General features: G+C 69.1%; 19 protein-coding genes. 8 read left to right on the top strand and 11 right to left on the bottom strand.

The window, feature by feature from the left end; all coding sequences use genetic code 11:
- Positions 1-105 precede the first annotated feature (105 nt).
- Entirely contained in the window at positions 106-1287 is a 1182-nt protein-coding gene (locus tag K8940_RS01890; protein WP_223392862.1) for an efflux RND transporter periplasmic adaptor subunit, read from the bottom strand.
- A gap of 95 nt (positions 1288-1382) precedes the next feature.
- Entirely contained in the window at positions 1383-1550 is a 168-nt protein-coding gene (locus K8940_RS01885; RefSeq protein ID WP_223392861.1) for a hypothetical protein, read from the bottom strand.
- A 170-nt stretch (positions 1551-1720) separates the two neighbouring features.
- Between K8940_RS01885 and K8940_RS01880 the strand changes: the two genes are divergently transcribed.
- Positions 1721-2353, top strand: coding sequence for a TetR/AcrR family transcriptional regulator (locus K8940_RS01880; protein ID WP_223392860.1), 633 nt, complete (start codon positions 1721-1723; stop codon positions 2351-2353).
- Between the two features lie 3 nt (positions 2354-2356).
- Here the strand turns inward: K8940_RS01880 and K8940_RS01875 are convergent, their stop codons facing one another.
- Positions 2357-3103 carry a helix-turn-helix transcriptional regulator gene (locus tag K8940_RS01875; RefSeq protein WP_223392859.1) on the bottom strand — a complete coding sequence of 249 codons (747 nt, stop codon included), beginning with the start codon at positions 3101-3103 and terminating at the stop codon, positions 2357-2359.
- Between the two features lie 93 nt (positions 3104-3196).
- On the opposite strand from K8940_RS01875, the gene K8940_RS01870 reads away from it, so the two are divergent.
- On the top strand, positions 3197-4381 hold the full coding sequence (locus tag K8940_RS01870; RefSeq protein ID WP_223392858.1) for an acyl-CoA dehydrogenase family protein: 1185 nt from the start codon (positions 3197-3199) through the stop codon (positions 4379-4381).
- 121 nt (positions 4382-4502) lie between these two features.
- A complete protein-coding gene (locus tag K8940_RS01865) occupies positions 4503-6956 on the top strand; it encodes a TonB-dependent receptor (protein ID WP_223392857.1) in 2454 nt (817 codons plus the stop codon).
- A 57-nt stretch (positions 6957-7013) separates the two neighbouring features.
- On the opposite strand, the gene modB is transcribed toward K8940_RS01865, so the two are convergent.
- Together modB and modA are read right to left on the bottom strand one after the other, a co-directional pair.
- Positions 7014-7688, bottom strand: coding sequence for a molybdate ABC transporter permease subunit (gene modB / locus K8940_RS01860; RefSeq protein WP_223392856.1), 675 nt, complete (start codon positions 7686-7688; stop codon positions 7014-7016).
- Between the two features lie 2 nt (positions 7689-7690).
- Complete coding sequence (modA, locus tag K8940_RS01855) at positions 7691-8449, bottom strand: molybdate ABC transporter substrate-binding protein (RefSeq protein WP_223392855.1); 759 nt, start codon at positions 8447-8449, stop codon at positions 7691-7693.
- A gap of 68 nt (positions 8450-8517) precedes the next feature.
- Between modA and K8940_RS01850 the strand changes: the two genes are divergently transcribed.
- On the top strand, positions 8518-9288 hold the full coding sequence (locus K8940_RS01850) for a TOBE domain-containing protein (RefSeq protein WP_223392854.1): 771 nt from the start codon (positions 8518-8520) through the stop codon (positions 9286-9288).
- Positions 9289-9295: 7 nt separating this feature from the next.
- Here the strand turns inward: K8940_RS01850 and K8940_RS01845 are convergent, their stop codons facing one another.
- Positions 9296-9745, bottom strand: a complete 450-nt coding sequence (locus tag K8940_RS01845; protein WP_223392853.1) for a MarR family winged helix-turn-helix transcriptional regulator — start codon at positions 9743-9745, stop codon at positions 9296-9298.
- Between the two features lie 100 nt (positions 9746-9845).
- Between K8940_RS01845 and K8940_RS01840 the strand changes: the two genes are divergently transcribed.
- A complete protein-coding gene (locus K8940_RS01840) occupies positions 9846-11297 on the top strand; it encodes an FAD-dependent oxidoreductase (RefSeq protein WP_223392852.1) in 1452 nt (483 codons plus the stop codon).
- Here K8940_RS01840 and K8940_RS01835 read toward each other — a convergent pair.
- Positions 11294-11737, bottom strand: coding sequence for a MarR family winged helix-turn-helix transcriptional regulator (locus K8940_RS01835; RefSeq protein WP_223392851.1), 444 nt, complete (start codon positions 11735-11737; stop codon positions 11294-11296). The two genes, K8940_RS01840 and K8940_RS01835, sit on opposite strands and share 4 nt — an antisense overlap.
- An 80-nt stretch (positions 11738-11817) precedes the next feature.
- Here K8940_RS01835 and K8940_RS01830 point away from each other — a divergent pair, with 80 nt between their 5' ends.
- Together K8940_RS01830 and K8940_RS01825 are read left to right on the top strand one after the other, a co-directional pair.
- The gene (locus tag K8940_RS01830) at positions 11818-12549 is read left to right on the top strand and encodes a DUF899 domain-containing protein (protein ID WP_223392850.1); all 732 of its coding nucleotides are present in this window, start codon (positions 11818-11820) and stop codon (positions 12547-12549) included.
- A gap of 62 nt (positions 12550-12611) precedes the next feature.
- Positions 12612-13358 carry a VOC family protein gene (locus K8940_RS01825; RefSeq protein WP_223392849.1) on the top strand — a complete coding sequence of 249 codons (747 nt, stop codon included), beginning with the start codon at positions 12612-12614 and terminating at the stop codon, positions 13356-13358.
- On the opposite strand, the gene K8940_RS01820 is transcribed toward K8940_RS01825, so the two are convergent.
- The 3 genes from K8940_RS01820 to mtgA form a co-directional block, all read right to left on the bottom strand.
- Positions 13355-13759, bottom strand: coding sequence for a MucR family transcriptional regulator (locus K8940_RS01820; RefSeq protein WP_223392848.1), 405 nt, complete (start codon positions 13757-13759; stop codon positions 13355-13357). The genes K8940_RS01825 and K8940_RS01820 overlap by 4 nt on opposite strands.
- A 94-nt stretch (positions 13760-13853) precedes the next feature.
- The gene (locus K8940_RS01815) at positions 13854-14402 is read right to left on the bottom strand and encodes a GNAT family N-acetyltransferase (protein ID WP_223392847.1); all 549 of its coding nucleotides are present in this window, start codon (positions 14400-14402) and stop codon (positions 13854-13856) included.
- 18 nt (positions 14403-14420) lie between these two features.
- A complete protein-coding gene (gene mtgA, locus K8940_RS01810; protein WP_223392846.1) occupies positions 14421-15098 on the bottom strand; it encodes a monofunctional biosynthetic peptidoglycan transglycosylase in 678 nt (225 codons plus the stop codon).
- Positions 15099-15204: 106 nt separating this feature from the next.
- On the opposite strand from mtgA, the gene K8940_RS01805 reads away from it, so the two are divergent.
- Entirely contained in the window at positions 15205-15867 is a 663-nt protein-coding gene (locus K8940_RS01805; protein WP_223392845.1) for a nitroreductase, read from the top strand.
- Positions 15868-15877: 10 nt separating this feature from the next.
- On the opposite strand, the gene K8940_RS01800 is transcribed toward K8940_RS01805, so the two are convergent.
- Positions 15878-16909 (bottom strand): WD40 repeat domain-containing protein, encoded by a 1032-nt coding sequence (locus K8940_RS01800; protein WP_223392844.1) that lies wholly within the window; start codon positions 16907-16909, stop codon positions 15878-15880.
- Positions 16910-17150 lie beyond the last annotated feature (241 nt).

The raw sequence follows: 17150 nt of genomic DNA, 5'->3' as shown, positions 1-17150 counted from the left end.
ACCGGGCGCGGTCGGCCCCTCCCCCGCCAGACGGCGGGCGACAGGGACCTCCGAAACCCGAAAAAGACGCCCGGCTCGAACAGGCGAGCCGGGCGCACGCTTCAGTTAGTTCTGGCCTGACGACCGGGCGGGTTGGACGAACGGCAGGCCGCCGGCCTCCAGCTGCGAGAGCCCGGCCAGGTCGGTCTTGACCTTGACCGGCGCGACGGTGTCGCCCGGCTTGACCTTCTGCAGGCCGCCGACGACCACGCGGTCGCCCGGCTTGAGGCCCTGGCGGATGATGCGCAGATTGCCGGCCAGCGGACCGACCTCGACCGGACGGTACTCGGCCTTGTTCGAGCCGTTCACCACCACGACGTAGCGCTTGCCCAGGTCGGTCGCGATGGCGCGGTCGGGGGCCAGGGCCACGGTCTGGGTCTCGGCGCTGACCAGACGGATGCGGGCGAACAGGCCCGGCGTGAAGCGGCCGTCGGCGTTGGCGAAGATCGCCCGGCCGTTGATCGTGCCGCTCTTGGCGTCCAGGGCGTTGTCGATAAAGGACAGCTTGCCGACGTGCGGATAACCGTCCTCGGTCATCAGGCCCATGTAGACCGGCCCGTTCTTGCCGCGTTCGGCGGCGGCGTACTTCAGGAAGGTCTGCTCGTCGGCGTTGAACTCGGCGTAGATCGGGGTGTCGGACACCACGGTCGTCAGCAGGCTGGCCTGGGTGACCAGGTTGCCGCGCGTGATGATGGTCTTGGAGACCCGGCCGTCGATCGGCGAGGTCACGCGGGTCCAGTCCAGGTTCAGGCGAGCGGTCTGGTAGGCCGCTTGGGCCGCCGAGACATTGGCCTGGGCGGCGCGCTCTTCCGACGCCAGACGGTCGAATTCGCTGCGAGCCAGGGCGTTCTGTTCCAGCAGGCGCTCGCCGCGCTGGCGGTTGATGCTGGCCAGGTCCAGCTGGGCCTTGGCGCGGGCCACCTCGGCGGCGGCGCGATCGGCCTCGGCCTTGTAGGGGCGCGGGTCGATCTGGAAGAGCACCTGGCCCTTGGAGACGCGCGCGCCTTCCGCGAATTGCGCGCCGTCAATGTAGCCGCTGACGCGCGGGCGGATCTCTACGGTGTCGACCGGCTCAAGGCGGCCGGTGAAGTCGTCCCATTGGCGGAGCGACTTGAAGGCGACGTCGGCGACGGTGACCTGGACCGGCGGCGCGGCGGCGGCTTCCTGCTTGGCCTGGGCCGTGCAGGCGGCCAGCACGGCGACGGCGGCGAGGCCGGCGAAGGACGTGATGACGGGTTGAATACGCATGGGGGAAAGCCCTGTCGGACGGTGAAGCGGGGAGGAGGAAAAGGTTGTTCTTGTCGTTTCCCGATGCGCCGCCGAGCGGCTCATCGAGTGGCTTGTCATTCCCAGACGGGCCGCCGGGCGGCGCGTCGGGTGGGCGTGTGGCCGAGGGTGCGGACGGTGGTCCAGTCGCGAACGGGCTCGGCCCTGGACTTGAAGAAACCCAGCAACCCCTTGGCCGGCTTGGCCTGGGAGGTCGCGTCGTAAACGTTTGTTTGCGGGGGCATTGGCGCGCGCTCCTTTTTTGGGGTTAAAGAAGAAGAAATGTCGCAGGGGCTGTTACTTGACCCGGGCGACCGGAAGGACGATTTAGTGATGTGACGAGACCGTTCGGTATCATCGCTACGGCGGAGAGATACTGACCGGTAACTCCCACGTCAAGGAGAGGCCTGCCAAAATGGCGACAAGAAATTCTGGGGACGGGGTTCTGGGCGATGCGGAAGCAGCGGCGTGCGCGCCCGCGTCCAAGCGTCCGGCGCGTGACCGGATCTTCGAGACCGCCCGCGAGCTGTTCTATCAGCATGGCATCCGGGCCGTCGGCGTCGAGACCATCGCCGCCGAGGCCGACGCCACCAAGATGACGCTCTATCGGAACTTCCCGTCCAAGGACGAGCTGGTGGCCGAGGTCCTGCGTGAGCAGGAGCGCGAGTACTGGGCTTGGTGGGAAAGCGTGACGGCCTGCTGCTGCTCCGAACCCCGCGCCCAGCTGGAAGCGATCTTCGACGCCTTCGAGACCAAGGCCTGCAACGCCGACGTCCTGGGCTGCCCGCTGTCGAACGCCGCCATCGAGCTGCACGAGGAGAACCACCCGGCCCAGGTGGTCTCGGTCAACTACAAGAAAGAGCTGTACCGCCGGATCAACGCCCTGACCCGCGCCGCCGGCGCCAAGGACGACGACCTGGCCGACGCCCTGATGCTGTTGATGGAAGGCGCGTCGGGCTCACGCGTGACCCTGGGCGCCGGCGGGCCGGTCCGCGCGGTGGCGCGCTCAGCCAGGGCGCTGATCAAGTTTCACCTGGACGGGTGCTGAGGGCTAAGGCGCCCCGCCGATATAGCCCAGGCCCGTCGCCCGATGGATCGCCTGGGCCCGGCCGGCCACCCGCAGCTTCAGCGCCGCGTTCTGGACGTGGAAGCGGACGGTCGGCCCGGCGATGCCGATGATCTGGGCGATGTCGGCGTCGGTCTTGCCCGCCGCCGCCCACTTCAGGCACTGGATCTCGCGCTTGGTCAGTCGCACTGGCGGGGCGTCGTCGTCGCGGCCATCGCGATAGGCCGAGACCAGCCGCAGCGCCGCCCCATGCAGCTCGTCCGCGCGCTTTTCATAGATCGCCGGCAAGCCCGCCAACGACTCGGACGAGGCCCAAACCACAGCGCCGATAACGCCGCCGGTCAGATAGGTCGGAGCAATGATCGCCGACTGCACGCCGAAGCTCTCCGCCGCCACGGCGACCTCGATCGTCTCCAGCCTCGGCAGCGGCCGCCAGCTGGAGAACCGACCCTGATGGAAGAAGAACGGCTCGGCCGTGTAGCGGGCGGCCAGGATGAACGGGGCCCGCAGGGCGAAGGCCCGGTCGCGCCAGTAGCGCAGCGAGCTGTCCAGCCATTCGAAGGTCGTCTCGGCCAAGGGCTTGCCGTCGGCGCCCAGCATCGGCTCGGGACTGGAGATGTCCTCGCTGGCCGCGACATAGGGCAGGCCGATCTCACGACCCAGGTCGCGCACGCGTTCGGCCAGGGCCGTGACCCGCGCCAGGCGCTCGCCGTCATCGACCTTGGTCAACATGGAGACCGCCTTCCCTATCGGTTCCGATAGCTTGCGCCCCCGTCCCGCGGCTTCGCAAGTTTCCCCGACGACGCAAAGGGGAGGAATCCGCGCGTGGATCTGGAGCTGTCGACCGATGACCTGGCCTTTCGCGACACGGTGCGCGCCTTTCTCGACGCGAACCTGACGCCAGACCTGCGCGAGGCCGGCCGGCGGATGACCAGCGTCTTCTGCGACAAGGTCCACAGCCTGGCCTGGCAGAAGATCCTGCACGCCGAAGGCTGGGTCGCGCCCAGCTGGCCGGTCGAATATGGCGGCCCCGGCTGGAGCGAGATCCAGCGCCATGTCTTCCACGCCGAGTGCGCCCGCGCCGGCGCGCCCAACCTGGCCCCGATGGGCCTGCGGATGGTGGCCCCGGCGATCATGGCGTTCGGGACACCCGAGCAGAAGGCCCGCTACCTGCCGCGCATCCTGTCAGGCGAGGACTACTGGTGTCAGGGCTATTCCGAACCGGGCTCGGGCTCGGACCTCGCCAGCCTGCGGATGAGCGCGGTGGCCGACGGCGACGACTACGTCCTGAACGGCTCGAAGATCTGGACCACTCACGCCCAGTGGGCGAGCCACATGTTCTGCCTGGTCCGCACGTCGACCGAGGGCAAGCCGCAGGCCGGGATCACCTTCCTGCTGATCGAGATGGACCGGCCGGGGATCAAGGTCGACCCGATCATCACCCTGGCCGGCGAACACGAGGTCAACCAGGTGTTCTTCGACGATGTCCGCACGCCCAAGGCCGATCGCCTGGGCGCGGAGAACCAGGGCTGGACGGTGGCCAAGCACCTCCTGGAATTCGAACGCGGCGGCGGCTACGCGGCCGGCCTCGACGCCGGGCTGGCGCGTCTGCGGGACATGGCCGAGGCGGAGGACGTCCTCGACGACCCCCACTATCGCCGCCGCCTGGCCGAGGCCGAGATCGGGGCCCTGGCCATCGACATCACCGAGCGCCGGGTGCTGAGCGCCCTGGCCACCGGCGGAAAGCCCGGTCCGGCCTCCTCGATCCTCAAGGTCCAGGGCTCGGAGCAGCTGCAGCGCCTGGACGAGCTGGGGATCGACGCCCTGGGGTCCTACGTCGCCCCGCACCAGCCCAAGGCGCGCGAGGCCGGCTCGAACGAGACCCCCGTCGGTCCCGAGCACGGCCTGACGACCATGGCCCGCTATCTGAACAACCGCGCCGCCTCGATCTATGGCGGCTCCAACGAGATCCAGCGCGACATCATCGCCAAGCTGGTCCTGGGCCTGTAGCGGCGGTTGCAGCGGCGCCTCACCTATCGATTCCGATAGCTTGTTACGCGAGAGGCCCAACCGCACGCTCCCGTTAGAGTTCGCGCCCGATGCAGGCGCGGCCAGAGGGAGGTAGAAACGGATGCCAGGACCCACGCGCCTGACCTTGAGCGTGTCGGCGCTCGCCCTGCTGATGGCGGTCCCCGCCATGGCCCAAAACCAGGGGGCCCAAGCCCAAGCGCAACAGCCGCCCAAGCCCGAAGAGAGCCTGACGATCGACACCCTGGTGGTGACGGCCCAGCGCCGCGAGGAGACCGCCAACAGCGTCGGCATGCCGATCCAGGCGTTCAGCGGCGAGGCCCTGCAGCAGCTCCGGGTCACCGATCCCAAGGACCTGTCTACCGTCGCGCCCAGCTTCACGGTCAGCCAGAGCTACCAGGGCGTGCCGACCTATACGCTGCGCGGCATCGGCTTCAACACCATCAACCTGTCGGCCACCTCGACCGTCGGCACCTACTGGGACGAGGTCGCCTACGCCTATCCGTTCATGAACACCGGCCCGGTCTTCGACCTGGAGCGGGTCGAGGTGCTGAAGGGTCCGCAAGGCACGCTCTACGGCCGCAACACCACCGCCGGCCTGATCGACTTCGTGACCAACAAGCCGACCGAGGAGTTCGAAGGTTCGCTGACCGCCGAGGCCGGCAACTACAAGACCTACAATCTCGAGGGTTATGTCAGCGGGGCCTTCGGGCCCCGCGTCCAGGGCCGCGCGGCCTTCCGCAGCGAGAACAGCGACAAGGGCTGGCAGGTCAGCAACAGCCGCGGCGAGCGTCTGGGCAAGGTCGACCGCGACGGCTGGCGCCTGTCCCTGGCCATGCAGCCGACCGACACGGTCGAGATCGAGGCCTCCTATTCCGGCTGGCGCAACAAGTCCGACACGGTGGCCGCCCAGGGCATCGGCTTCACGCCGGCGACCGCCGCGAGCCCGTTCAACGCGCCGGGCCTGGTCAGCTACATCGGCGCCAATACGCCGACCAAGGCCAGCCAGGCCGACTGGGCGCCGCTTAGCACCCGCGGCGTCGACATCGGCGTCGGCCTGGGCATCAAGGACCCGCTGCGCGAGAACGACCAGTTCCATGCCGGCAAGCTGAAGGTCGCCTGGAACCTCAGCGACAATGTCACCCTGGTCTCGCTGTCCAGCCTGAACCGCCTAAGCCGCAAGGCCGTGTTCGACTGGAGCGGCGCGCCCTACGAGGTCCTGATCCAGAAGGCCCACGGCGACATCAAGTCGGCCGCCGAGGAGCTGCATCTGGAAGGCGTCACCGACAAGGGCTCGTGGCTGGTCGGCGGCTATGTCGCCCATGACAAGATCTACGACAGCAACCGCACCCTGCTGGGCCAGAACGCCAATGTCGGCACGATCCGCTATGTCGGCTCGACCCTGCTGGCCACGCCGTTCAACAGCTTCGGCTACACGGCCCTGCAGATGAGCCAGGCGTTCCGCACCTACGAGGACGTCGGCAATATCGAGACCAATACCTGGAGCGTGTTCGCCAACGCCGACCACCGCCTGACCGATAATCTGAAGCTGACCCTGGGCGTCCGCTACAGCCAGGACAAGCAGGACTATGTCGGCTGCTCGCGCGACGTCGGCGGCTCGATGCTGGTCAATGTCAACGTCGTCAACCGAGCGCTGTTCGCCGCCGCCTACGGCCTGGTCGCCCCGATCACCCAGGGCGGCTGCAACACCTTCGATCCGGCGACCAAGAGCTTCGGCTTCGTGAAGTCCAAGCTGGACGAGGACAACATCGCCTGGCGCGCGGCCCTGGACTGGCAGGCGGCCGAGGACGTGCTGGTGTTCGGCTCGATCTCGCGAGGGGCCAAGGCCGGCGCCACGCCGATCAACGCGGCCAACATCTCGACCCAGAACGCGCCGGCCACGCAGGAACTGCTGACCGCCTACGAGGTGGGCGTGAAGGCGGGCCTGTTCCAGCGCCGCGTCCAGGCCAATGTCAGCGCCTTCTACTACGACTACACCGACAAGCAGCTGTCGGTGTACTTCGCCGACCCGATCTACACGGCCCTCTCGCGCCTGGCCAACGTGCCGAACGGCGAGGCCTACGGCCTCGACGGCGACATCACCTGGCGCGCCAGCCGCTCGCTGACCCTGATCGCCTCGGCGACGCTGCTGCATACCGAGGTGAAGGGCTATACGGGCATCAACGCCGCCGGCAAGCCGCAGAGCTTCGACGGCCGGCCGTTCCTGTACAGCCCCAAGTTCCAGGGCGGCCTGACGGCGCTGTTCCACCATCCGGTGGGCGACGGCCTGGAGTTGAACGCGGCCCTGAACGGTCGCTGGCAGGACAAGTCCTACGCCGACCTCGAGGGCAATCCGCTGTTCGTGATCGACGGCTACGGCCTGCTGAACGCCAGCATCGGCATCGGCGCGCCCGACAAGGGCTGGGACCTGTCGATCTGGGGCCGCAACATCACCAACGAGTATTATTGGAGCGCGGTCAGCAGCAACGCCAACGTGGTGGTCCGCTTCCCCGGCAAGCCCACCACCTATGGCGCCAGCCTCACCTGGAAGTTCTAAGCACCTTCCCGATCTCGGTCCCTGGAGCGCGGCGCCCCCCAAACGTCGCGCTTCTTTTTACGTCCGCGTCCGCAGCAGGATCTTCGAGCGGGCCTCCAGGGCCAGCAGGGTGAACAGGACCGCGAAGGCAAAGACCAGCAGGATCAGCGACAGGCGATGGGCCTCGCCCCACTCCAGCCCCTCCACCAGGCGGTATATCTCGGTCGACAGCACGGTGGTCTCGCCGGGAATGTTCCCGCCCAGCATCATCACCACCCCGAACTCGCCCACCGTATGGGCGAAGACCAGGATGGCGGCGGCGACATAGCCGGGGATCGACAGCGGCAGGGCCACCCGCCAGAAGCTGGCCCAGCGCGAGGCGCCCAGGGTGGCGGCGGCCTCCAGCGGCTCGTCGCCAATGGCCAGAAAGGCGTTGCGCAGTGGCTGCACGGCGAACGGCAGCGAATAGATCAGGGAGCCGATCACCAGCCCCTCGAAGGTGAAGGCCAGGGTCCGGATCCCGAAGGGCTGCAACAGAAGCATCAGCGGGCTCTTGGGCCCCAGGGCGATCAGCAGGTAGAAGCCCAGCACCGTCGGCGGCAGCACGATCGGCAGGGCCACCAGGGCTGTCACCGGCGTACGCGCGGCTGACCGCCCCCGCGCCAGCCACCAGGACAGCGGCGTGGCCAGGACCAGCAGCAGGATCGTGGTGATCCCCGCCAGCTTGCCCGTCAGCCACAGGACCTCCGTCATGATCAGCGGACCTCGTAGCCGTAGCGCTTGATGATCGCCTTGGCCTCGCCGCTCTTCAGGAACGTCACGAAGGCCTTGGCCGCCTCGCTGTTCTGGCCGGTCTTCAGCAGCACGGCCTGCTGCTCGATCGGGGTGTGGTTGCTGGCCGGCACGACCCAGCGCGAGCCGCCCTGCTCGCCCACCACCTGCGACAGGGCCACGAAGCCCAGCTCGGCCGCGCCGGTCTGGACGTACTGGAAGGCCTGGGTGATCGACGCCCCCTGGACGATCTTCGGCTTTAGGGCGTCGTAGAGGTTCAGCTTGGTCAGGGTCTCGACCGCCGCCTGGCCGTACGGCGCGGCCTTGGGATCGGCGATCGACAGCTTCTCGAACTTGCCGGTGGTGAGCACCTTACCCTTGCCATCCACCAGGCCAGGCGTCTTGCTGTACAGCACCAGGCGGCCGGTGGCGTAGGTGAAGCGCGAGCCCGGAACCGCCAGACCCTCGGCCTCGGCCTTCCGCGGCCGCTCGACGTCGGCCGACAGGAACACCTCGAACGGCGCGCCGTTGGCGATCTGCGTGTAGAACTGGCCCGACGAGCCGAAGCTCAGGGTCGCGTCATGGCCGGTCCTGGCCTTGAACCTGGCGGCGATCTCCCTGGCGGCGTCGGTGAAATTGGCCGCCACGGCCACCTTGGTCTCGCCGGCCAGGGCGGCCCCGCCCAGCATCAGCGACAGGGCGCCGGAAAGCGCGGCGATCAGCATCGGACGACGGGCGATCATCTGGTAATCCTACTCAGGACTGCGGTTATGCAGCTCAACTACATAACGACGAAATCGAAAGCCGACCAGTGAGCAGCGAAACGGACTTCAGCGCTTCCCTGATCCTCAAGCGCGGCGGCCTGGCCCGCGTGGGGCTGGAGCGCATCGCCCTGCTGGAGGCCGTCGCCCGCCTGGGCTCGATCAGCGCCGCCGCCAAGCAGGCCGGCCTGTCGTACAAGGGCGCCTGGGACGGGGTTCAGGCGCTGAACAACCTGTTCGACGCGCCCCTGGTCAGCGCCGCACCCGGCGGCAAGAGCGGCGGCGCGGCCCAGGTCACCCCGCGCGGCCAGGCGGTGATCCGCGCCTTCCGCGCCGCCGAGCGTGAAGTCGGCGCGGCCTTCGCCCGGCTGGAGGCGGACCTTTCCGGCGACGCCGAACTGCTCTGGAGCCTGGGCCTGCGCACCAGCGCCCGCAACGCGCTGCGCGGCGTCGTCACAAGCGTGGAAGGCGACGGCGTCACCGCGACCGTGACCCTGTCGCTGGGCGAGAGCCTGTCCCTGCGCGCCTCGATCACCCGCCGCAGCGTCGAGGACCTGGACCTCGCCCCCGGCCGGCCGGCCATCGCCCTGATCAAGTCCAGCTTCGTGCGGGTCGAGGATGGTGATGGCGACAACCGCCTCCCCGGCGAGATCGTCGACCGCGAGGCCGGCGAGACCTCGGCCGAGGTCACCATCGCGCTTTCGGCGGGCAAGACCCTGACGGCGACCCTGAAGCCCGAGGACGCGGCCTGGGCCTTGCCAGTCGGCGCGAAGGTCGAGGCGCGGATCGCCGCGTCCGACGTCATTCTGGCCGTGGATTGAGGGCCCACTAGCCCTTCAGCGCCGCGTTCGCGCCGTCGACGAACTTGCGCAGCAGCCGCGCCAGGTCCTTGAGCTCCTGGTCGCTCCACGCCGCCATCATCGGCCCGACCAGCCGTTGACGCGCGGCGTCCAGCCGGTCGACCAGCTCGGCGCCCTTCTCCGTCACCACCGCCTCGCGCACCCGCTTGTCGGCCGCGCCGGGGCGGCGCTCGACCAGGCCCAGGCTCTCCAGCTTGGCGACCTGACGGCTGACCACCGAGTGGTCGCGGCCGGCCAGGTCGGCCAACTCGACCACGCCGATCGGCCCCTTCTTCCCGATTCGCCCCAGCAGGGGGAACAGCGCCCGGTCCAGCGACACGCCGGCCTCGCGCAGCAGCAGGTCGTCGGCCTGGGGCCGATTGAGGAAGCCGGCGAGGTCCATCATCGCCGCGTGAATGTCGCGAAGCTCGGATTTCATCCGTGCATTTTGCACATTTTTGATTGACGTCGTCCAGTCTCGGATTTATGTGCCTTTTGCACACTATTTATGTGCATCATGCACACGATAGGAGAACTTCATGACCCCGTCCCTGACGACCGACGTGCTGATCGCCGGCGCCGGTCCGGCCGGCCTGACCCTGGCCATCGACCTGGCCCGCCGAGGCGTCGCCTTCCGCCTGATCGACAAGGCCGAGCGCCCTTTCCAGGGTTCGCGCGGCAAGGGCCTGCAGCCGCGCAGCCTTGAGGTGTTCGAGGATCTGGGCGTCCTGGCGCCGATGCTGGCCTCGGGCGGCCCCTATCCGCCGGTGCGGAACTACTCAGCCGACGGCGGCTTCGAGGAAACGGCTATCGGCGAGGGCGCGACGCCATCCCCGGCCGAGCCCTACGCCACACCGCTGATGCTGCCGCAGTTCCTGACTGAAGGGATCCTGCGCCAGCGCCTCGCCGACCTTGGCCACACGCCGGATTACGGCGCCGAACTGGCCGGGATCGACCAGGACGCCGAGGGCGTGACCGCGACCCTGGCCGACGGCCGGACGGTCCGCGCCCGCTGGCTGGTCGGGGCCGATGGCGGCCGCAGCTTCGTGCGCCGCGCGCTGGACATCGGCTTTCCCGGCAAGACCATGCCGGGCCTGGCCATGGTCGCCGACACCCGCGTGACGGGCCTGACGCGCGAGGCCTGGCACGTGTTCGGAACCCGCGACACGGCCCAGGTCTCGTTCTGCCCGCTGGCCGGGACCGACCTCTTCCAGATCCAGGGCCATGCGCCGGAGGCCGGCGAGGCGGGCCTCACGACCGAGGGCTTGAACGCCTTGATCCGTGAGCGGACGGGTCATGACGACATCGTGGTCCACGAGGTGTTCTGGGCCTCGGTCTACGGCCTCAACGCCCGTCTCGCCGACCGTTACCGGGTCGGCCGCGTGCTACTGGCCGGCGACGCGGCCCACATTCATCCGCCCACGGGCGGGCAAGGCCTGAACACCAGCATCCAGGACGCCTACAATCTGGGCTGGAAGCTGGCCGCCGTGCTGGACGGCGCGCCGGAGACGCTGATCGACACCTACGAGGCCGAGCGTCGTCCGATCGCCGCCGGCGTGCTTGGCCTGTCCACCGACCTGCTGGCCAAGGCCATGACGCGCCAGGGCATGAAGCGCGGCCGCGAGGCCCGGCAATTGGACCTCGGCTATCACGGCTCGCCGCTGTCGCTGGATCTGGGCGTCGCCGCCAAGGTCGCGCCGGGCGACCGCGCCCCGGACGCCCCCTGCCGAGACCGCGACGGCAAGTCCGTGCGCCTGTTCGAGGTTCTGGCCGGACCGCACTGGACCCTGCTCGGCGCCGCGCTGGCCATCGCGCCCCGGCCGGGCCTGGTCGTCGCAGACCTGGTCGACGCCGACGGCTGGTTCGCCGACGCCTATGGCCTGCCGCCGGGCGGCTTCGCGCTGGTGCGTCCCGATGGCTATGTCGCCACGATCGGCCAGGCCGGCGACGTGGCGGCGGTCGAGGCCTATCTGGCCAGGGTCGGGCTCTAGGCGATCGCCTTCAGGCCGGCGCGCAGCGCATCGCCGCCACCGGCCAGGTCCGCGTCCAGCGCCGCGTGCTCCCGCGTCCAGATCGGCAGGGCCTGGGTCAGCGCGGCGCGGCCCGCGTCCGTCAGGCCCAGCACCCGGGCGCGGCGGTCCTTGGGATCGGCCGCCACGGTCAGCAGGCCCCGCCGCTCCAGCGGCTTCAGCGCCGCCGTCAGGGTGGTGCGGTCCATGGCCAGCAAGTTGGCGACCCCGCCCAGGCCCGCCGACTCGGGCCGGTTCAGCGACATCAGGAGCGAGAACTGGCCGTTGGTCAGCCCCACCGGCCGCAGGGCCTCGTCGAAGCGGCGGGCCAGGGCCCGGGCGGCGCGCTGGACGTGCAGGCACAGGCACGTGTCCCGGACGTGGAGCGTCGTCTCGTAAGGGACGGAACTCGGGGGAATCACCACCGGCTTTGACATGTCGAATTTATGTTGATATCAACGTTATTAGTCAAGCCCACATTGCTCAGCTTACGGAGGACGTGATGTCTCACGCCGTGGTTTCCCGCGAAGCGTGGCTGGAAGCGCGCCGCGCCCTGCTGGCCAAGGAGAAGGCTCACACCCGCGCGCTGGACGCCCTGAACCGCGAGCGCCTGGCCCTGCCGTGGGTCAAGCTGGACAAGGACTACGTCTTCGACACCGAGACCGGGAAGAAGACCCTGGCCCAGCTGTTCGACGGCCGCGGCCAGCTGATGGTCTACCACTTCATGTTCGGGCCGGAGTGGGACGCGGGGTGCCCCGGCTGCTCGTTCCTGGCCGATCATCTGGACGGGACGTTGCCGCACCTCAACCATCACGACGTCACCCTGATCGCCGTCTCGCGCGCGCCGCTGGACAAGATCCAGGCCTACAAGCGCCGCATGGGCTGGCGCTTTCCCTGGGTGTCGGCGTTCGAGAGCGACTTCAACCACGACTTCCACGTCTCGTTCACGCCGGAGGAGCTGGCCGGCGAGACGGTGAACTATGGCTATGTCGACATGCCGCCCAGCCAGGCCAATGACGAGCTGCCGGGCCTCTCGGCCTTCGCGCGCGACGAGGCCGGCCAGGTGTTCCATACCTATTCCACCTATGCCCGCGGGGCCGAGGAGCTGCTGGGCACGATGATGATCCTCGACCGCGCTCCGCTGGGCCGCAACGAGGAGGGCGACATGGACTTCATCCGTCGCCACGACGAGTACGAGACCGCGCCCAAGGCCGGCTGCTGCAGCGCCGCCTGATGATCCGATCCTGGAGCGCCCTCATCGAGGTGCTGCCCTCCCTCGCGCCAATGGAGCCCCCGATGGCCAACGACTTCTGCTGGTTCGAGCTCGTCACGACCGACACGGCCGCCGCCGGCGCCTTCTACGAGGCCGTGATCGGCTGGACCTCCGAGATGTCGTCCGGCCCGTCCGGGCCGTACACGATCTTCAAGACGGCCGACGGAATCCCCGTCGGCGGCATGCTGGAAATGAAGGACATGCCGCCGGCCTGGCTGGGCTATGTCGCGGTCGACGACGTCGACGCCTTCGCCGGCAAGGTCCAGGCCGCCGGCGGCCAGATCCACAAGGCCCCGCAAGACATTCCCGGCGTCGGCCGCTTCGCCGTGGTCGCCGATCCGCAGGGCGCGGTCTTCGTGCTGTTCAAGGGCGCGCCGGCCACGCCCCCGCTCCAACCCGCGCCGATGTCGCCCGGCTCGCTGGGCTGGTCGGAGCTGCACGCGGCCGACTGGGAGGCGGCCTTCGCCTTCTATTCCGGCCTGTTCGGCTGGGTGAAGCACGACGTCGTGCCGATGGGCGAGATGGGCGTCTACCAGACCTTCGGCCTGTCCCAGGCGTTCGGCGGCATGTTCAGCAATCACCAGCCCGCGCCCGGGCCCTACTGGCTCTATTACTTCGGCGTCGATGGCGTCGACTCGGCGGTCGAACGCGTGAAGGCCCATGGCGGCCAGATCCTGATGGGCCCCGCCGAGGTCCCCGGCGGCGCCTTCGTGGTCAACGCCCAGGACCCGCAGGGCGGCTTCTTCGCCTTCCTCGGGATGCGCGGCTAGGACGCCGGACGCTGGCGACCGTGGCCCAGGCCGGCGGCCTTGGCCATGGCGCTACGCCGCTCGCGGTATTCCGTGGCGGTCATCGGATAGTCGCTGGGCAGGCCAAAGCGCGCGCGATAGTCGGCCTCGGTCAGGCCGTGGCGGTTCAGGTGCCGGCGCAGGGTCTTGTAGGCGCGGCCATCCAGGAAGCTGACCAGGGCGTCGTGGCGCACGCTGCGGCGGATCGCGCCCGGCGTGGGCCTGGGCGGCGCTTCTGGGACCTCGATCGGACGCTCGACGCTGTCCAGCGCCTCGCCGACCTGGCGGATCAGGACCGGCAGGTCGTCGCCGGCCACGGTGTTGGCCGAGACATAGGCGCTGATGATCCGGGCGGTCAGGCCGGGGATCCGGGATAGGGTCATGGCGGCGTCCTCTCGTCGCGGGCCGAAGCCGCGCCACGCGACCAGACCCCCGGATCCTGGCCGACGCTCGTGAATTTCGACGAAGGCCGACGGCCTAGAGACGAGTCCGCGCTCGCCACTGCTCGACCGTCTGCCCCCACAGCTCGACCTTGCTGGCCTCGTGAGGCGGCGGCAGCTTTCCCGGTCCGCGATTGGTCGCGCCGAGGCGTTGGGCGACCTTCTGGGACGGCGTGTTCTCCGGGTCGATGCAGTGGATGATGTCGGTCCAACCCAGATGGTCGAAGGCCCAGTCCATGGTCGCCGCCGCCGCCTCGACCGCGTAACCCTTGCCCCAGGCCGACGGGAGAAGGCCCCAACCGACCTCGTCGCCGGGCCAACCCTCGGGCCGCCAGGGACCGATGCGGCCGATCCAGGCGCCGCTGGCCCTCTCGATCACCGAGAACATGCTGAAGCCGTTCAGGGCCCAGGATCCGGCCATGGCCGCCATGCCGCGCCAGGCCACCGCGCGGGGTTGGACGCCGCCGATGAACCGCGCGCCCGCCGGATCGGCCATCAGCGCGGCCCAGCCGTCCAGATCGGCGTCGGCCGGCGGACGCAGAATCAGGCGCGGAGTCTCCAGCGTGGGGCCGGGCGCGACGGGCATGGTCTGGCTCCTTCTTGGCTAGGACACGCAGTCCGCCAGGCCGTCGCGGCGCACCGCGCCCGAGGCCTTGCCGATCTTCTTGCTGCGCTTGGCGACATACTTGCCCGGCTTGATCACCTTCCACTTCAGGGGGCTGGGCAGGATGGCCGCCAGGCGCGAGGCCTGGGCCTGGGTCAGCTTGTCGGCCCCGACCCCGAAGTAGCGCTGCGACGCGGACTCCGCGCCATAGATGCCCGAGCCGTACTCGATGGAGTTCAGATAGACCTCCATGATCCGCTTCTTGCCCCAGAAGGTCTCGATCAGCACAGTGAACCAGGCCTCCAGGCCCTTGCGGACATAGCTGCGGCCCGGCCACAGGAAGACGTTCTTGGCGGTCTGCTGGCTGATGGTCGAGCCGCCGCGGATCTTGCGGCCCGATTCGTTGTTCTCGTAGGCCTTGTAGAGCGCGTCGAAGTCGAAGCCGCGATGGTCGCAGAACTTGGCGTCCTCGGCCGCGATCAGGGCGCGCGGCAGGGCCGGCGAGACCTCGTCGATCGGCCGCCAGCGGTGATCCAGCCCGCGGCCCTCGACGGCGCGGATCACCATCAGCGGCGTCACCGGCGGCGGGATGAAGCGATAGAGAATGACCGTCGCCACCGGCCCGGCCACCAGCACGATGAACAAAGCCAGCGCGATATTCCGCAGAAGCCGCCGCACGTAACGCCCCCAGAAGTCTACTTGTCTTGACGCAGCGGACGGATGCTAACCAGACGAACCGCCGCTGTCGCGGTGCATATGCGCACCGGGTTCAAGGGAGCTTTCGATGGACGTGATCGACGCCGTCAACCGCCGCATGTCGGTGCGCGCCTTCAAGCCTGATCCGGTCGATCCGGCCCTGATCCGCGAGCTCCTGGAAGCGGCCGCCCGCGCCCCGTCCGGCGGCAACCTCCAGCCGTGGCGGGTGCAGGTGGTGGCCGGCGCGCCGCTGGAGGCGCTGAAGGCCACGATGCTGGCCCGCGTGGCCTCGCCCGACCCGACCGAATACGACGTCTATCCGCCCAACCTGTGGGAGCCGCTGCGCACGCGCCGTTTCCAGGTCGGCGAGGACATGTACGGCGCGCTGGGCATCCCGCGCGAGGACAAGCTGCAGCGCCTGCAGTGGTTCTCGACCAACGGCCAGGGCTTCGGGGCGCCGGTGCAGCTGTTCTTCTCGATCGACCGCCGCTGCGGCCCGCCGCAATGGAGCGACGTCGGCATGCTGATGCAGACCTTCATGCTGCTGGCCGTCGAGCGGGGCCTGGACACCTGCCCGCAGGAGTTCTGGTCGCACTACAACAAGATCGTCGACGACCATGTCGGCCTGCCAGAGGGCTGCATGCTGTTCTCCGGCATGGCCTTGGGCTACCGCGACGAGGCCGCCCCGGTGAACAATTTCCGCTCGCGCCGCGCCCCGTTCGAGGAGTGGGCGGAGCTGAAGGGGTTCTAGCCCGCGAACCTTAGCCCGCGAACTGGCGGGGGCCGCTGATGTCGGGGATCTCGAGCACCCCGGCCTCGCCGCTCTCGTCGCCCCAGGCGAAGAGCCTACCGTCGGCGCTGACCGACAGGGCGCTGATCGGGGCGCCCTTTTCGGCCTTCACGGTCTCGATCCGGCCATTGCGCATGTGCGCGGCCCAGATCTTGCCGTTGTCCTGGGCGGCCAGGCAGACCGGGTGCGTATCGATCCCCGCCACCCGGACGACCATCGAATCGCGCGAGAAGCCGATCTCGGCGGCTTCCTTGCCCATCGGGCCGTTGGCGCCGGCGAACGGCCAGATGACCGCGCCCGAGGCGCCGGCCGTGACCAGCAGATTCCCTTTATCGAAGAAGGCCACGCTCTTGATCTTGGAGGGATAGCCGCCCATCCGCATGTCCTTGCCGTCGGACAGCCGCCAGCCGTGCAGCTGGTTTTCCTGCATCGACGAGATCAGGAACTTGCCGTCCGGGCTGAAGGTCGCGGCGATGTGGCTGCCCGCCCACTTCATCAGGGTCGGCTTCTGGTCGGCGATCCGGGCGTACCAGAGATAGCATCCGCCGTAGCTGGCCGAGGCCAGGCGCCGGCCCTTGGGCTCGAAGGCCAGGCCCGACACCGTCTTCTCGTGCGCGAACACCCGTGCGAAGGCCGGGTCGGCGGCGTCGCGGACATGGACCTCCTTGCCGGCCGTGAAGGCGATCAAGCCCGAGGCGGCGCTGGTGGCCACATGTTCGATCCACCTGTTCTTCACCTCGGCGACAAGCGAGGCGACGACCTCACCGCCCTCGATTCGGCTCCAGACCACCTTGCCGTCGTCGCCGCCGGTGACGACGCCGACCCCGCTGGGATGGACGGCCGCAGCCAGCACGGCCCCGCCCATCGGACCGCCATGGGCATCGACCGTGACGAATCCATCCTCGGTTTGCAGGCGGACGGTGCCGTCGCCCAGGGCGAACATGGCGCGGCCGGAGCGGTCGAACAGGGCGTCGGTGACGAAGGCGTCGAAGGAAAAGATCATGCGCGCGAGATAGGACAGGAGGAGCCCGACGACCAGACTCTTTCAGAAAGCCCGCCTCGTCGGCGCGTCCGGCGCCCAGGGCGAGACCAGGCGGCGCGAACTGCCCATTCGAACGGCGTTCGGAAAAAAGAGTCGAAAAGGGGGTTGCCATTGCGGCGCGTCGTCGGGCTTTACTTCCGCGCCCGTCTGCGCCAGACGTGGCGAGGTAACGACATTTCAGGCGCGCCCCAAGCGGCGCGGC

Origin of the sequence: Caulobacter segnis, assembly GCF_019931575.1 — a bacterium.
Taxonomy (GTDB): domain Bacteria; phylum Pseudomonadota; class Alphaproteobacteria; order Caulobacterales; family Caulobacteraceae; genus Caulobacter; species Caulobacter segnis_C.
Note: the sequence above shows the minus strand (reverse complement) of the source record. Positions and strands in the feature narration are given on the sequence as shown.

Excerpts from the sequence above, each read along its gene's own strand:
- K8940_RS01890 (WP_223392862.1), bottom strand. The coding sequence starts at position 1,287 with ATGCGTATTCAACCCGTCATCACGTCCTTCGCCGGCCTCGCCGCCGTC.
- K8940_RS01885 (WP_223392861.1), bottom strand. The coding sequence starts at position 1,550 with ATGCCCCCGCAAACAAACGTTTACGACGCGACCTCCCAGGCCAAGCCG.
- K8940_RS01880 (WP_223392860.1), top strand. The coding sequence starts at position 1,721 with ATGGCGACAAGAAATTCTGGGGACGGGGTTCTGGGCGATGCGGAAGCA.
- K8940_RS01875 (WP_223392859.1), bottom strand. The coding sequence starts at position 3,103 with ATGTTGACCAAGGTCGATGACGGCGAGCGCCTGGCGCGGGTCACGGCC.
- K8940_RS01865 (WP_223392857.1), top strand. The coding sequence starts at position 4,503 with ATGCCAGGACCCACGCGCCTGACCTTGAGCGTGTCGGCGCTCGCCCTG.
- modB (WP_223392856.1), bottom strand. The coding sequence starts at position 7,688 with ATGACGGAGGTCCTGTGGCTGACGGGCAAGCTGGCGGGGATCACCACG.
- modA (WP_223392855.1), bottom strand. The coding sequence starts at position 8,449 with ATGATCGCCCGTCGTCCGATGCTGATCGCCGCGCTTTCCGGCGCCCTG.
- K8940_RS01845 (WP_223392853.1), bottom strand. The coding sequence starts at position 9,745 with ATGAAATCCGAGCTTCGCGACATTCACGCGGCGATGATGGACCTCGCC.
- K8940_RS01840 (WP_223392852.1), top strand. The coding sequence starts at position 9,846 with ATGACCCCGTCCCTGACGACCGACGTGCTGATCGCCGGCGCCGGTCCG.
- K8940_RS01830 (WP_223392850.1), top strand. The coding sequence starts at position 11,818 with ATGTCTCACGCCGTGGTTTCCCGCGAAGCGTGGCTGGAAGCGCGCCGC.
- K8940_RS01825 (WP_223392849.1), top strand. The coding sequence starts at position 12,612 with ATGGCCAACGACTTCTGCTGGTTCGAGCTCGTCACGACCGACACGGCC.
- K8940_RS01820 (WP_223392848.1), bottom strand. The coding sequence starts at position 13,759 with ATGACCCTATCCCGGATCCCCGGCCTGACCGCCCGGATCATCAGCGCC.
- K8940_RS01815 (WP_223392847.1), bottom strand. The coding sequence starts at position 14,402 with ATGCCCGTCGCGCCCGGCCCCACGCTGGAGACTCCGCGCCTGATTCTG.
- K8940_RS01805 (WP_223392845.1), top strand. The coding sequence starts at position 15,205 with ATGGACGTGATCGACGCCGTCAACCGCCGCATGTCGGTGCGCGCCTTC.
- K8940_RS01800 (WP_223392844.1), bottom strand. The coding sequence starts at position 16,909 with ATGATCTTTTCCTTCGACGCCTTCGTCACCGACGCCCTGTTCGACCGC.